Consider the following 13755-nt stretch of genomic DNA (forward strand, 5'->3'; position numbering starts at 1 on the left):
GTTCACCCACACCATGGCCTACTAAGCCGTGGTCTTCGTGCTCGCGGCGCTGATTGCCCTCCGGCTGCGGCGTACCGGCTCCGAGCCGGAGCAATCCCGGGGGGCCAACTTGGAACGCAGCGCCGTCTCGCATCGACCCTGTGACCAGACGCCACAACGCTCGGCCACAGCCTCGAAGCGAGCGTCACTCAAGCGTCAAGAAACTTCGCAGGAGGTCTGCAAAAAGCGACCAATACAAGCAGCGCCACCCAGAAGCCACAGGTCAACGGCGCTCAGAGGTAATTCGCTCCGCTCGACCCCCTACACGCGGGAAAACATTTCGAGCATACGCCCGACCCACAAAACCGCAGGTCAGTCGCCCTTCTTCACCGGCTCCAAAATCGCCACGCACTCCACATGCTGAGTCATAGGAAACAGATCGAACGCCCGCAGCATCCGCACCCGGTACCCCCCGTCCCGGAAGTACCCCAAGTCCCGCGCCAGGGCGGCCGGATCGCAGGCCACGTAGGCGATTCGGCGGGCGCCCAGGCCCGCCAGGTGGTGGACCGTCGACTTGCCCGCGCCCGCGCGTGGTGGGTCGAGGACGATCAGGTCGACCTCGGTGATGCCCGTGCGGGGGAGGACCGACTCGACCTTGCCCTGTTCGATGCGGACGCGGTCGAAGGGGGTGAGGTTGTGGCGGGCGTCCTCGACGGCGCGCTTGGAGGACTCGATGCCGAGGACCGCGCCCGTGTCGCCGACGCGGTCCGCGATCGCGCCGGCGAAGAGGCCGACGCCGCAGTAGAGGTCTAGGGCCGTCTCGCCCTTGCGGGGCAACAGGCCCTGCATGACTGCCGTGACCAGGGTGTCCGCCGCCTTGGGGTGGACCTGCCAGAAGCCGCCGTTGCCGACCCGGTACGTACGGCCGTCCGCGCGCTCGCGGACGAAGGGGCGGCCGTGGACGCGGTGGATGCCGCCGTCCTTCTCGCCGACGCGGAGGACGGAGACCGGCTTGTCGAGTTCGACGAGGGGGAGGCGGGCCCCGGGGCGCGGGGCCAGGATCACCTGGCGGTCCCCCGAACCCGTCGCGGCGATCGCGTCCACCGACTCCATCCCCGACCAGTCCCGCGACTCGATGCCCAGCTCGGTCACGCCGGGAGCCGCGATCATGCAGTGGTCGATCGGCTCCACCTCGTGGGAGCGGTGGCGGCGCAGCCCCGCGCGGCCGGACGCCTCGTCCACCGCGTACTGGATCCGCGTGCGCCACGCGGGGACCTCGCCCGCCGGGAGCTTGTCGCCCTCCGCGGGCATGACCGTGCCGTCCCAGCCCGCCTCCTCGGGGGTCAGGCCCGCGAGGCGCTGCAGCTGCTCCGCGATGACCTCGCCCTTGAGGCGGCGCTGGGCGCCCGGCTTGGCGTGCTGCCAGTCGCAGCCGCCGCAGCGGCCGGGGCCCGCGTACGGGCAGGGGGCCTCGACGCGGTCCTTGGACGGTTCCAGGACGGTCACCGCGTCCGCGCGCAGGAAGCGGGAGGACTCGTCGCCCTCCGTCACACGGGCGACGACCTTCTCTCCGGGAAGGGCGTGGCGTACGAAGAGGACGCGGCCCTCCGCCGTACGGGCGATGCAGTGGCCGCCGTGGGCTACGGGGCCGACCTCGACCTCGTACTCCTCCCCCACCAGCGAGTTCTTCGGTTCTGCCTGCATGGCGGGGTGACTCCACAACGTAAGAAGGAGGCGGTCAGAGAAAAGCGGCCGGCAGCGGAGCGGCCGGACAACAGCCCACCAGTCTACGTGGGTGTCGTCCGGCCGCTCGCCCAGGCACGGGCACGCGCGCGGGGCACGCTCAGGACTTCGCGCTCTTCTCCTTCGCCCGCTTCTCCACCGGCCCCCGCCGCACCGAACCCGGCGCGTTCCACTCCTGCCGCTTGCGGGCCCGCTTCTTCGCGGCCTCGGAGGACTCGAGCTGGTAGGGGACGGACGTGACCATCACGCCGGGGGTGAACAGCAGGCGGCCCTTCAGGCGCAGGGCGCTCTGGTTGTGGAGGAGGTGCTCGTACCAGTGGCCCACCACGTACTCGGGGATGATCACGCTGACCGCGTCGCGCGGGCTCTCGCGGCGCAGCGACTTCACGTACTCGATGATCGGCCGGGTGATCTCGCGGTACGGCGAGTCGAGGACCTTGAGCGGGACGCTGATGTGGCGGCGCTCCCACTCCTCGCGCAGGGCCTTGGTCTCGGCCGGGTCGACGTTGACGCTGAGCGCCTCCAGCGTGTCCGTGCGCATCAGCTTGGCGTACGCGAGGGCGCGCAGCGTCGGCTTGTGGATCTTGGAGACCAGGACGATGGAGTGGACGCGGGAGGGGCGGACGCTGTCGTCGGAGGGGCCCTCGGGGGCCGCGATCTCATCGGAGACGCGGTCGTAGTGGCGGCGGATCGCGGTCATCGTCGCGTAGAAGATCACCATGCCGAGCAGCGCGACCCAGGCGCCGTGCGTGAACTTGGTGACGAGGACGACGATCAGGACCAGGCCCGTGAAGAAGGCGCCGAAGGTGTTGATCGCGCGGGAGCGGACCATGTGGCGGCGCTTGCCGGGGTCCCGCTCCGTGGCCAGGTGGCGGTTCCAGTGCCGGACCATGCCGATCTGGCTGAGCGTGAAGGAGACGAAGACGCCGACGATGTACAGCTGGATCAGGCGGGTGGAGTCCGCGCCGTAGATCCACACGAGCAGCGCCGCGGCGCCCGCGAGCAGCACGATGCCGTTGGAGAACGCCAGGCGGTCGCCCCGGGTGTGCAGCTGGCGCGGCAGATAGCGGTCCTGCGCGAGGATCGAGCCGAGCAGCGGGAAGCCGTTGTACGCGGTGTTCGCGGCGAGGAAGAGGACCAGGGCCGTGGCCGCGGCCAGGACGATGAAGAGGAAGCTGCCGTCGCCGAATACCGCCTCGGCGACCTGGGAGATCACCGGGTTCTGGACGTAGTCGCCGCCGAGGGCGGCGCCGTTGTCCAGGAGGTCCTTCGCGGGGTTCTCGGCCATCTTGACGTTCGTCGCCATGGCCAGGGCGATGATGCCGCAGAACATGGTGACGGCGAGGGCGCCCATGAGGGCGAGGGTCGTCGCCGCGTTCTTGGACTTCGGCTTGCGGAAGGCCGGTACGCCGTTGCTGATGGCCTCGACGCCGGTGAGCGCGGCACAGCCGGAGGAGAAGGCGCGAAGGAGGAGGAAGACGAGTGCGAAGCCCGCGAGGCCCTGGTGCTCGGCCTTGATCTCGTAGTCCGCGGTCGGGGCCTTCATGGTGTCGTCCAGGACGAAGCCGCGGAAGGCACCCCAGGCGATCATGATGAAGACGCCGGCCACGAAGACGTACGTCGGGATCGCGAAGAGCTTGCCGGACTCCTTCACTCCGCGCAGGTTCATCAGCGTCAGGAGCACGATGACGGCGACCGCGCAGAGCACCTTGTGCTCCACGACGAAGGGCACCGCAGAGCCCAGGTTCTCGATGCCCGACGAGATCGACACGGCCACGGTCAGGACGTAGTCGACGAGCAGGGCGCTAGCGACCGTGAGGCCCGCCTTCGGCCCGAGGTTGGTGTTGGCCACCTCGTAGTCGCCGCCGCCGCTCGGGTACGCGTGCACGTTCTGCCGGTACGAGGCGACGACGGTGAACATCAGCACGACGACCGCGGCCGCGATCCAGGGGCTGAAGTGGTACGCCGACGCGCCCGCGATGGACAGGACGAGGAGCACCTCGCCGGGCGCGTACGCGACGGAGGACAGCGGGTCGGACGCGAACACGGGGAGGGCGATGCGCTTCGGCAGGAGCGTTTCTCCGAGCCGGTCGCTGCGCAGTGCGCGCCCGATGAGGATCCGTTTGGGCACGTCGGTCAGTTTGGACACGCAGAGGATCGTAAGCGCTTCATCAAGACCGCGCCCACCCAGTACCCCCAAGTGCTAGGGGATACCAGCCATGGCCGGGCGCGGCGCCGGGCCGCTCGGAGCCATTCCTTCCACTTGAGGTGACGGTGCCGACGGTGACACACGCAACAGCGGGTGGTCCGGGGCCGAAGCCCCGGACCACCCGCTCACCGCACATCGCCCCCGCTCAGCGCCCCGCGCCCAGCGGCTCGGCGGCCGGCGGCTCCGTGTCCACCGGCGCCGTGTCCACCGGCGCCGCGATCCCGCGAGTGATCCGCGCCTCGGCCCTCGCCACCGCCTTCGACGGCCACCACGTGGCACGGCCGAGCAGCAGCAGCGCCGCCGGCAGGATCATGATGCGGATCACGAACGCGTCGAGCAGCACGGCCACCGCGAGCACGAAGCCCATCTGCTTCATCTCCAGGATGTGCAGCATCACGAAGCTGGCGAACACGGTGACCATGACGATCGCCGCGCTGGTGACGACCTTGGCGGACGACGCGATGCCCTCGATGACCGCCTGCCGCGTGGGCACTCCCTGGAGCGCGGCCTCACGGATCCGGCTGACGACGAAGACCTGGTAGTCCATCGACAGGCCGAAGAGGATCACGAAGAGGAAGAGCGGCACGCGCGAGGAGATGCCGCCGAGCGACATGAAGGACAGCGGGTCCTCGGCCCACGTCCCCTGGAAGACCAGGACGAGCACCCCGAGCGCGGAGGCGGCCGAGAGCAGGTTGAGCACGACGCCGAGCAGGCCGAGCACCACCGAGCGGAACGCGTACACCGTCATGGCGAAGGTCGCGAGGAGCAGCAGCCCGAGGACGAGCGGCATCGTGTCGTTCTGGTGGGCGACGTAGTCGACGCCGCGCGGGATGTCGCCGCTGACGGCGGCCTCGGCGCCGGGCACCGCGCCGACCGTGGCGGGCAGATAGTCCTCGCGGATGCGGTCGAGCGACTGGACGGCCTTCTTCGAGTACGTCGCGTGCGGGGCGAACACTTCGAGGGTGGTGACGCGGCGGTCGGCGGACGTGCGGATCCGCGGGGCGCCCCGGTGGTGCGCGAAGAGCGGGTCGGCCTGGGCCCTGGCGTCGAGCGCGCGCAGCGCGCGGCCGACCTCGGCGGACTTCGCGGCGTCGGCGCGGACCACCACCTGGTGGCGGACGCGCAGGTCGGGGAAGTCGGCGAGGAGCCGGTCGTAGTCCCGCATGGCCGGGATCTCGCGCGAGAAGCTGTCCCGTGACGGGTCCTTGAGCTTCAGGTCCAGGGCGGGCAGCGCCAGGCCGAGCAGGGCGAGAACGGCGACCAGGAACGTGGCGACGGGGTGCTTGCGGGCCGGGGTGAGCAGCGCCGTCCAGAGCTTTCCGGGGCCCTTGTCGGCGTACGACAGCGGGGGCTTGCCCTTGGCCACGCGCCGGGCCGAGCGGCGCTCCGCCCGCCGGCCGAGCTTGACGAGGAGCGCGGGCAGCACCGTCACGGAGCTGACGACGGCGACGGCCACGACGAGGATGGTGCCGGTGGCCAGGGAGGAGAAGATCACGTCCCCGGCGAAGTAGAGCGTCACGGTGGACACGGCCACGGCGAGGCCCGACATCACGATGGCCCGGCCCGCGGTCGCGGCCGCGGCCTCCACCAGCGCCTCGGGGCTGAGCCGCCCGTTCGCGCGGGCCCGCTCCTCGCGCTCGCGCTTGAGGTAGAAGAGCGTGTAGTCGACGCCGACGGCCATGCCGATCAGCAGGATCATGCTCATCCCGACGCCGGTGTCCGGCACCAGGTGTGAGGCGACCATCGACAGGCCCATCGCGGCCATGATCGAGGTGATGGCGAGCAGCAGCGGCACCCCGACCATGACCACGGAGCCGAAGACCAGGGCCAGCGTGATCAGCGTGATCGGCAGCGTGATCTTCTCCGAGAAGGCGAGGTCCGCGTCCCGCTGATCCTCGACGCCCTTGCTCACCGACGCGTTGCCCGCCTGCTCCACGACCAGGTCCGGGTGGGCCCGCTGCACCTGCTCGGTCACGGCGAGCAGCGCGGGCACCTTCTCCCGGTCGTCCTGCTCCTCGCCCGCGACGGCGACCTGCACCCGCAGGGCCGTGCCGTTCCTGGCGAGGACCGGCGCCTCCACCCCGGCCACCTCGGGCAGCCTCTTCATGCGGGCGGTGACGTCCCTGGCCGCCGCCCGGGCCGCGGCGCGGTCCAGCGGGCCGGACTCGGCGCGGATCACCACCTGGTCCGTGGACCGGGTCTGGAGGCCGCCCTCGGTCGCCATCGCCTCGGCGCGCCCCGCCTCGCCGACGCCGAAGTCCGCCGACGAAGCGGCGTGCGTCCCGGCCGCCATGCCGCCGCCCAGGCACAGCGCCACGAACAGCAGCCAGCCGACGACCGCCCGCCACGGGTGGAGCGCGCTCCACCGCGCCACCCGCACGGTCAGCGAGCGCCCACCTCCGCCCCATATGCCCGCCCCGCCCGGCTTTCCCCTGCCCATGTCCGGCCCCCTCGCATCCGCAGTCGTCCACTCGGTCCTGCATGTGTAAGTGGAGACTTACAGGTGAAGGATGGATGCGTCAACTGTCAGGTTGAGGCGAGTGATTCCGGTGCGGCTCGGGGCCCGGCGAAGGGTTTGACAGTGGTTCACAGCGTGCGTAAGCCTTGGCTGACAGGTGTCGGGACAACGCAGAGGCGGGCCATGAACAGCGAGAAGCTGCTTGCCTTCCTCGCGGCGGTGGGCCACGCACAGCGGCTCCGGATCATCACGGAGCTGGCCCCCGGGCCGATGTACGTCAGCGAGCTCGCCCGGCGCCTCGGAGTCTCCCGCCCCCTGCTCTACATGCACCTGGAGCGCCTGGAGAAGGCGGACCTCGTGATCGGGCGCCTGGAGCTGTCCGACGACGGCAAGGCCCTCAAGTACTTCGAACTCGCGCCGTTTGACGTGCGATTGAACGTGGATACGATTCTGGCTGCTGCCCAGCGGGACGGGGCGAGCGAGGCCGGACAGCAGCAGTCTTCCGAGGGGACGCCCCAATGAGCGACGCGATCATCCCGATCGCCTTCTTCGTCATCCTGGCCGGCGCGATCGTCGCCGTCGCCCACTTCCAGACGCAGCGCAGCCGCGAGCGCGACCGGGAGTACCGGGAGGCGATGGACGCCTACCACAAGGCGGTGGAGGCGTCCCGCGCCGAGGCCGACGCCATGCGCGTCCAGCTCGTCGAGCTGAACGTCCGGGTCAAGTCCATGGAGAGCATGTTGCGCTCGGTCGACTAGCCGCGCTCGGGCGACCGGGGAGAGCGAGGGCGCACTCGGGCTCCGACCCGCGTACGAAAGCCGTTAACGTGGTCTCTGCAAGCGCGCCGGGAGACACCCCGGGCGAGCCGAGAGCGCCCCGCACCGCGAGCCGCAGGGCGGACAGCGCCGCGGCCGTGGCGCAGCGCGCCGGGAAGAGAGTCATGAGTACGGCATTTACGCAGGTCAAGTGGGCCACGAGGAGCGCGGGGTAGCCACGTGCACATCGTCATCATGGGGTGCGGGAGAGTCGGTTCCGCTCTCGCGCAGACCCTGGAACAGCAGGGGCACACGGTCGCGGTCGTCGACCAGGACCCCACCGCCTTCCGCCGCCTGGGCTCCGGCTTCGGCGGCCGTCGCGTGACCGGCGTCGGCTTCGACCAGGACACCCTGCGCGAAGCCGGCATCGAGGAGGCGGGCGCCTTCGCCGCCGTCTCCAGCGGCGACAACTCGAACATCATCGCCGCCCGCGTGGCCCGCGAGATGTTCGGCATCGAGAACGTCGCGGCCCGTATCTACGACCCGCGCCGCGCGGAGGTCTACCAGCGCCTCGGCATCCCCACGGTCGCCACGGTCCGCTGGACCGCCGACCAGATGCTGCGCCGCCTGCTGCCCTCCGGCGCGGAACCGCTGTGGCGCGACCCCACCGGCGGCGTCCAGCTCGCCGAGGTGCACGCGTCGGTCGCCTGGATCGGCCAGAAGATCAGCCGCCTCCAGGAGGAGACCGGAGTGCGCGTGGCCTTCCTCACCCGGCTCGGCGAGGCGGTCCTGCCGACCTCGCAGACGGTCCTGCAGGAGGGCGACCTGGTGCATGTGATGATGCGCACCGACGAGGTCGAGAAGGTCGAGGCGGCGTTCGCCGAGGGCCCCGAGGAAGGCGGTCACTGATGAGGGTCGCCATTGCCGGAGCCGGCGCGGTGGGCCGTTCCATCGCCGGAGAGCTCCTGGAGAACGGGCACGAGGTCCTGCTCGTCGACAAGGCGCCGACGGCCATCTCCGTCGAGCGCGTCCCGCAGGCCGAGTGGCTGCTCGCCGACGCCTGCGAGATCACCTCCCTCGACGAGGCGGCGCTCCAGCGCTGCAACGTCGTGATCGCCGCGACCGGCGACGACAAGGTCAACCTGGTCGTCTCGCTGCTCGCGAAGACCGAGTACGGCGTCCCGCGCGTCGTCGCCCGCGTCAACAACCCGAAGAACGAGTGGCTCTTCAACGAGTCCTGGGGCGTCGACGTCGCGGTCTCCACGCCGCGCCTGATGTCCGCGCTCGTCGAGGAGGCGGTGAGCGTCGGCGACCTGGTGCGCCTGCTGCGCTTCAGCCACGGCGACGCGAACCTGGTCGAGCTGACGCTGCCGCCGGAGTCCGCCCTCGCGGGCACCCGCGTCGGCGACGTCCAGTGGCCCGAGGACACCTCGCTCGTCACGATCATCCGGGGCACGCGCGTCCTGACGCCGACCCCGGACGACTCGCTGGAAGCGGGTGACGAGCTCCTCTTCGTAGCGGCACAGGCGCGCGAGGAGCAGCTCGAGGACCTGCTGTCAGCTCGGCGGGACTAGCCCGTCCAGGGGGTACCCCCTGCTCGAAGAGCTTGGGGGAGTTTGAGGACGAGGCCCGAAGGGCCGATGAACGGCAACGCAGGTGGGGGGCACCCGGAAACTCTCCGGGTGCCCCCCCCACCTGCGTACGGCTAGCTCTGTGCGGCCTTGCGGCGCTCCTCCTCCGCCTTCTCCTCCGCCTCCATCTCCGCGAAGACGTCGATCGGCGGCGGGGCCTTGGCCAGGAAGACCCACGTGAAGTACACCGCGAGGACCATCGGCGGCAGCTTCAGGGCGATCAGGACCCAGCCGAGCTGCTCGGTGTCCGCCCACCAGTACAGCGGGAAGAGGATCGCGTACTTCGCGAGGAAGATCAGGCCCCAGGCGAGCGACGCCTTTGTGTACGCCTTCTTGCGGCCGGGGTTGCGGGTGCGCCACGACATGTTCTCGCGGAACACCGGGCCGAGGAGCAGGCCGAGCAGCGGGAAGCCCACCAGGGCCGAGAGGAAGAACGCGGCACCGAGGCCCGTGCCGTAGATCATGCCCGGCAGGTAGAAGTCCTTCGCGTTGCCCGTGAACATCGCGAAGGCGACGCCGAACGCGACGCCGAAGACGCCGCTGAAGGCGTGCTTGACGGTGTCGCGGCGGACCAGGCGGACCACGACCAGGAGCAGCGCGACGGCGAGCGCCGCGATCGCCGACAGGTGCAGGTCCTTGGTGATCGTGTAGATCAGCACGAAGAGCAGCCCGGGCACCATGGTCTCGACCGTGCCGCGGATGCCGCCGAAGGCGTCGAAGAGCGCGGCCTGCGTCAGAGCCCTCGTGTCCACGGCGTCAGGGGCTTCGGGGTGCTCCCCCACGGCCTGGTCGGTCGGCTTGTCGACTGACGTCACCGGCTACTCCCGTCCGAGCGGTCTGAGTTCGTACTTGGGGTTGAAGAGCACTCTGCGGCCCCGGTCTATGGAGATCCGGCCCGACGCGATCAGACGGCGCCCCGGCTCGATGCCCACGATGGAGCGCCGGCCGAGCCACACGACGTCGAGGGCGGCGGAGCCGTCGAACAGCTCCGCCTCCAGGGCGGGAACGCCCGCGCGCGGCCGCAGGGTGACCGTGCGCAACGTACCAGTAACCGTGACGATCTGGCGGTCGTGGCAGTCGCCGATGCGGGTGCAGCCGGCCGTCTCCGCGTCCTCGCGCAGCTCCTGCGACTCCAGGTCCTCCTGGGAGGTCGAAAGCCGGTCGAGCATGCGCCGGAAACGACCGGCCGGCTTGCCGGATCCAGGAACAGCACTCATACCCGAAGCGTACCGGTGGGCACGGGCACCCCGACAATGGGTGCGCTCACCTGTGCATATGCCCGCGCACTACCGCTCGAAGCGGTACCCCATCCCCGGCTCCGTGATGCTGTGTCTCCCGGGGGGTAACCCCCGGACCCCCAGCCGCTTCCCGCCTACCGCTCGAAGCGATATCCCATCCCCGGCTCCGTGATGAAGTGCCGCGGGTGCGCCGGGTCCGCCTCCAGCTTGCGGCGGAGCTGGGCCATGTAGACGCGGAGGTAGTTCGTCTCCGTGCCGTACGAGGGGCCCCACACCTCCTGCAGGAGCTGCTTCTGACTGACGAGCCTGCCCGCGTTGCGCACCAGGACCTCCAGGAGGTGCCACTCGGTGGGGGTCAGGCGTACGTCGCGGCCGCCCCGGTTGACCTTCTTCGCGGCCAGGTCGACCGTGAAGTCCTCGGTGTCGATCGTCACGTCGTCCTCGCCGGGCCCGGTGGGCTCGGCGCGGCGCACGGCGGCGCGCAGGCGGGCGAGGAGCTCGTCCATGCCGAAGGGCTTGGTCACGTAGTCGTCGGCGCCCGCGTCCAGGGCCTCGACCTTCTCGTCCGAGCTGTGCCGGGCGGAGAGGACCAGGATGGGCACGCGGGTCCAGCCGCGCAGGCCCTTGATCACCTCCACGCCGTCCATGTCGGGCAGACCGAGGTCGAGCACGATCACGTCGGGGTGGCGGGCGGCGGCGAGCTGGAGGGCGGTGGCGCCGTCCGGTGCCGCGTCCACCTCGTACTTGCGCGCCTTCAGATTGATCACGAGGGCGCGTACGATCTGCGGCTCGTCGTCGACCACGAGCACCCGGGTCATTCCTACCTGCCTTTCGGGCTTGTCAGTGCCGCTCGCGCGGCGGTCGGTGCCATGTACGCAGCGGCCGGTGGCCGTGTCGGTGGCGGTCACGAGGTCATCTGGGCGGAGAGGTCGGGCACGACGGGCGGCCGGCCCGCGGCCACCTTCAGCGTGAGCACCATCGTGAGGCCGCCACCGGGGGTGTCCTCCGCGTTGAGAGTGCCCCCCATGGACTCCACGAAGCCGCGGGCGACCGCGAGGCCGAGGCCGACACCGCTACCGCGTGGAGCGTCACCGTAGCGCTGGAACGGTTCGAAGATGCGGTCCTTTGCGTCATCCGGCACCCCGGGACCGCGGTCCACCACGCGCAGTTCCACGCGTTCGGCCAGCGCGCTCGCCGACACGAGCACGGGGGCGTCCTCCGGCGCGTACTTGACGGCGTTCTCCACGATGTTCGCGACGGCGCGCTCCAGGAGGCCCTTGTCGACGGCGACCATCGGCAGGTCCTCGGGGATGTCGAGGTCCACGCTGCCGTCGGGGACGCCGCCGAGCGCCATCGGCACGACCTCGTCGAGGTCGATCTCGCGGATCAGCGGGGCGACCGTGCCCGTCTGGAGCCGGGACATGTCAAGGAGGTTGCCGACGAGGTGGTCGAGCCGGTCGGCGCCCGCCTCGATGCCCGCGAGCAGCTCGGCCTGGTCCTCGTCGGACCACTCCACGTCCTCGGAGCGCAGCGAGGAGACGGCGGCCTTGATGCCGGCGAGGGGGGTGCGCAGGTCGTGGCTGACGGCGGCGAGCAGGGCGGTGCGGATGCGGTTGCCCTCGGCCAGGGCGCGGGCCTCGTCGGCCTGGGACTGGAGGCGCTGGCGGTCGAGGACGACGGCGGCCTGCGCGGCGAACGCGGCGAGGACGCGCCGGTCCTCGGCGGGCAGGACCCGGCCGGACAGCGCGAGCGCCATGTGGTCGCCGACGGGGACGTCCACGTCGGCGTCCTCGGGGCGGCCGACGTGCGCGCGGGCGCCGACGCTGCCCGCGCAGGTCCACGGCGACACGTCGCTCTCGCGCTCCAGGAGCGCCACGGCCTCCATGCCGAAGGTCTCGCGGACGGTCTCCAGGAGGGACTCCAGGCTGTTCTCGCCGCGCAGGACGCTGCCCGCCAGGTGCGAGAGGATCTCCGACTCGGCGCGCAGGCGGGCCGCCTGGTGGGTGCGGCGGGCGGCGAGGTCCACGACGGAGGCGACGGACACCGCGACGGACACGAAGACGCAGATCGCGACGATGTTCTTGGCGTCGGAGATCGTCCACTGGTGCAGCGGCGGGGTGAAGTAGTAGTTCAGGAGCAGCGAGCCGAACGCCGCGGACGCGAGCGCCGGGAGCATGCCGCCGAGCAGGGCCGCCGCCACGGTGAGCGTCAGGAAGAGCAGCATGTCGTTGGCGAGCCCGAGGTTCGCGTCGACGTGCGTGAGCAGCAGCGTGAGCAGCGCGGGGCCGACGATGCCGGCCAGCCAGCCCCAGATGATCCGGGAGCGGCCGAGCCGTGCGCCGCGCGCGACGGGCAGCCCGCGCCCCTTGGCGACCTCGCTGTGCGTGACGATGTGCACGTCCAGGTCGGGACCCGAGTCGCGGGCGACGGTCGCGCCGACGCCGGGCCCGAACATGTACTGCCAGGCCTTGCGGCGCGAGGAGCCGAGGACGATCTGGGTGGCGTTGACGCCGCGGGCGAAGTCGAGCAGGGCCGCGGGGATGTCGTCGCCGATGACGTGGTGGAACGTTCCGCCCAGGTCCTCGACCAGCGTGCGCTGGACGGCGAGCTCCTTCGGCGAGGCCGAGGTCAGGCCGTCGCTGCGGGCGATGTAGACGGCGAGGATCTCGCTGCCGGAACCTTTCGCCGCCATGCGGGCGGCGCGGCGGATCAGGGTGCGGCCCTCGGGCCCGCCGGTGAGGCCGACGACGATGCGCTCGCGGGCCTGCCAGGTGGAGCGGATGTTGTGCTCGCCCCGGTACTGCTGCAGGTACTCGTCGACCCGGTCGGCCACCCACAGGAGCGCCAGCTCGCGCAGGGCGGTCAGGTTGCCCGGGCGGAAGTAGTTCGACAGGGCCGCGTCGACCTTGTCGGCCTTGTAGATGTTGCCGTGCGCCATCCGCCGGCGCAGCGCCTGCGGCGACATGTCGACCAGCTCGATCTGGTCGGCCCGGCGCACCACCTCGTCCGGCACCGTCTCGCGCTGACGCACGCCCGTGATCGACTCGACCACGTCGCCCAGCGACTCCAGGTGCTGGATGTTGACCGTGGATATGACGTCGATGCCCGCTTCGAGGAGCTCCTCGATGTCCTGCCAGCGCTTGGCGTTGCGCGAGCCGGGCACGTTGGTGTGCGCCAGCTCGTCGACGAGCGCGACGGCGGGGGCGCGGCGCAGGACGGCTTCCACGTCCATCTCGGTGAAGACCGATCCGCGGTACTCCAGCTCCTTGCGCGGCACCTGCTCCAGGCCGTGCAGCATCACTTCCGTACGGGGACGGCGGTGGTGCTCCACGAAGGCCACGACGCAGTCCGTGCCGCGCTCGATACGACGGTGCGCCTCGGAGAGCATGGCGTAGGTCTTGCCCACGCCCGGTGCCGCACCGAGGTATATCCGTAGCTTCCCGCGTGCCATGGCCTCATTGTCTTCCTGAAACTGCTGTGTACGCAGCGTCGACCTTACGGCCAAGAATGACGGCAAATCGGACGAGGCCGACCTTCCTGGGGCTCCTTTACGCAACCCTGATGCCCTCGGCCACGCCAGGAGACCCCTGGGACGCCTGTTTTTCGGCCGTTCCCGGCGGCTATGGCGCCGCGTCCGACTCCGTATTCCCTGCCGTATTCGACGATGCGTACAAGAACGTCTTCGATAAACGCCCGCGGGAAACACGTACGCGAAAGCGGCCCGTGGCGGTCCGGTGAACCA

11 protein-coding genes are annotated in these 13755 nt (G+C 70.8%); 4 read left to right on the forward strand and 7 right to left on the reverse strand.

The genetic code is table 11. The features are described from left to right. Positions 1-351: 351 nt before the first annotated feature. The 3 genes from ACFWZ5_RS17595 to ACFWZ5_RS17605 all read right to left on the reverse strand — a co-directional run bounded on the left by ACFWZ5_RS17595 (position 352) and on the right by ACFWZ5_RS17605 (position 6371). The gene (locus tag ACFWZ5_RS17595) at positions 352-1683 is read right to left on the reverse strand and encodes a class I SAM-dependent RNA methyltransferase (protein ID WP_384794861.1); all 1332 of its coding nucleotides are present in this window, start codon (positions 1681-1683) and stop codon (positions 352-354) included. A gap of 139 nt (positions 1684-1822) precedes the next feature. Next, a complete protein-coding gene (locus ACFWZ5_RS17600) occupies positions 1823-3871 on the reverse strand; it encodes an APC family permease (protein WP_384794859.1) in 2049 nt (682 codons plus the stop codon). 205 nt (positions 3872-4076) lie between these two features. Further along, complete coding sequence (locus tag ACFWZ5_RS17605; RefSeq protein ID WP_384794857.1) at positions 4077-6371, reverse strand: MMPL family transporter; 2295 nt, start codon at positions 6369-6371, stop codon at positions 4077-4079. A 201-nt stretch (positions 6372-6572) separates the two neighbouring features. Here ACFWZ5_RS17605 and ACFWZ5_RS17610 point away from each other — a divergent pair, with 201 nt between their 5' ends. From ACFWZ5_RS17610 to ACFWZ5_RS17625, 4 genes are all read left to right on the forward strand, one after another. Next, entirely contained in the window at positions 6573-6911 is a 339-nt protein-coding gene (locus tag ACFWZ5_RS17610) for an ArsR/SmtB family transcription factor (protein WP_384794855.1), read from the forward strand. Next, positions 6908-7147, forward strand: coding sequence for a hypothetical protein (locus tag ACFWZ5_RS17615; RefSeq protein ID WP_384794853.1), 240 nt, complete (start codon positions 6908-6910; stop codon positions 7145-7147). The genes ACFWZ5_RS17610 and ACFWZ5_RS17615 overlap by 4 nt, the downstream gene beginning before the upstream one ends. A 237-nt stretch (positions 7148-7384) precedes the next feature. Next, positions 7385-8053, forward strand: a complete 669-nt coding sequence (locus ACFWZ5_RS17620) for a potassium channel family protein (RefSeq protein WP_384794851.1) — start codon at positions 7385-7387, stop codon at positions 8051-8053. Beyond that, a complete protein-coding gene (locus ACFWZ5_RS17625) occupies positions 8053-8718 on the forward strand; it encodes a TrkA family potassium uptake protein (protein WP_190139791.1) in 666 nt (221 codons plus the stop codon). Before ACFWZ5_RS17620 ends, ACFWZ5_RS17625 begins: the two co-directional genes overlap by 1 nt. Before the next feature lie 131 nt (positions 8719-8849). On the opposite strand, the gene ACFWZ5_RS17630 is transcribed toward ACFWZ5_RS17625, so the two are convergent. The 4 genes from ACFWZ5_RS17630 to ACFWZ5_RS17645 form a co-directional block, all read right to left on the reverse strand. Beyond that, positions 8850-9590: a DUF3159 domain-containing protein gene (locus tag ACFWZ5_RS17630; protein ID WP_384794849.1), complete on the reverse strand. Its 741-nt coding sequence runs from the start codon at positions 9588-9590 to the stop codon at positions 8850-8852. A gap of 3 nt (positions 9591-9593) precedes the next feature. Next, positions 9594-9992 (reverse strand): OB-fold nucleic acid binding domain-containing protein, encoded by a 399-nt coding sequence (locus tag ACFWZ5_RS17635; protein ID WP_384794847.1) that lies wholly within the window; start codon positions 9990-9992, stop codon positions 9594-9596. A gap of 155 nt (positions 9993-10147) precedes the next feature. Further along, positions 10148-10831 (reverse strand): response regulator, encoded by a 684-nt coding sequence (locus tag ACFWZ5_RS17640; RefSeq protein ID WP_384794875.1) that lies wholly within the window; start codon positions 10829-10831, stop codon positions 10148-10150. Positions 10832-10917: 86 nt separating this feature from the next. After that, positions 10918-13464 (reverse strand): ATP-binding protein, encoded by a 2547-nt coding sequence (locus ACFWZ5_RS17645; protein ID WP_384794845.1) that lies wholly within the window; start codon positions 13462-13464, stop codon positions 10918-10920. Positions 13465-13755: the final 291 nt, after the last annotated feature.

Origin of the sequence: Streptomyces sp. NPDC059003, assembly GCF_042740445.1 — a bacterium.
In the GTDB taxonomy this organism is placed as follows: Bacteria; Actinomycetota; Actinomycetes; order Streptomycetales; family Streptomycetaceae; genus Streptomyces.

What these genes read in the sequence shown, in the direction of transcription:
- ACFWZ5_RS17595 (WP_384794861.1), bottom strand. Translation starts at nt 1,683, where the DNA reads ATGCAGGCAGAACCGAAGAACTCGCTGGTGGGGGAGGAGTACGAGGTC.
- ACFWZ5_RS17605 (WP_384794857.1), bottom strand. Translation starts at nt 6,371, where the DNA reads ATGGGCAGGGGAAAGCCGGGCGGGGCGGGCATATGGGGCGGAGGTGGG.
- ACFWZ5_RS17610 (WP_384794855.1), top strand. Translation starts at nt 6,573, where the DNA reads ATGAACAGCGAGAAGCTGCTTGCCTTCCTCGCGGCGGTGGGCCACGCA.
- ACFWZ5_RS17615 (WP_384794853.1), top strand. Translation starts at nt 6,908, where the DNA reads ATGAGCGACGCGATCATCCCGATCGCCTTCTTCGTCATCCTGGCCGGC.
- ACFWZ5_RS17625 (WP_190139791.1), top strand. Translation starts at nt 8,053, where the DNA reads ATGAGGGTCGCCATTGCCGGAGCCGGCGCGGTGGGCCGTTCCATCGCC.
- ACFWZ5_RS17635 (WP_384794847.1), bottom strand. Translation starts at nt 9,992, where the DNA reads ATGAGTGCTGTTCCTGGATCCGGCAAGCCGGCCGGTCGTTTCCGGCGC.
- ACFWZ5_RS17640 (WP_384794875.1), bottom strand. Translation starts at nt 10,831, where the DNA reads ATGACCCGGGTGCTCGTGGTCGACGACGAGCCGCAGATCGTACGCGCC.
- ACFWZ5_RS17645 (WP_384794845.1), bottom strand. Translation starts at nt 13,464, where the DNA reads ATGGCACGCGGGAAGCTACGGATATACCTCGGTGCGGCACCGGGCGTG.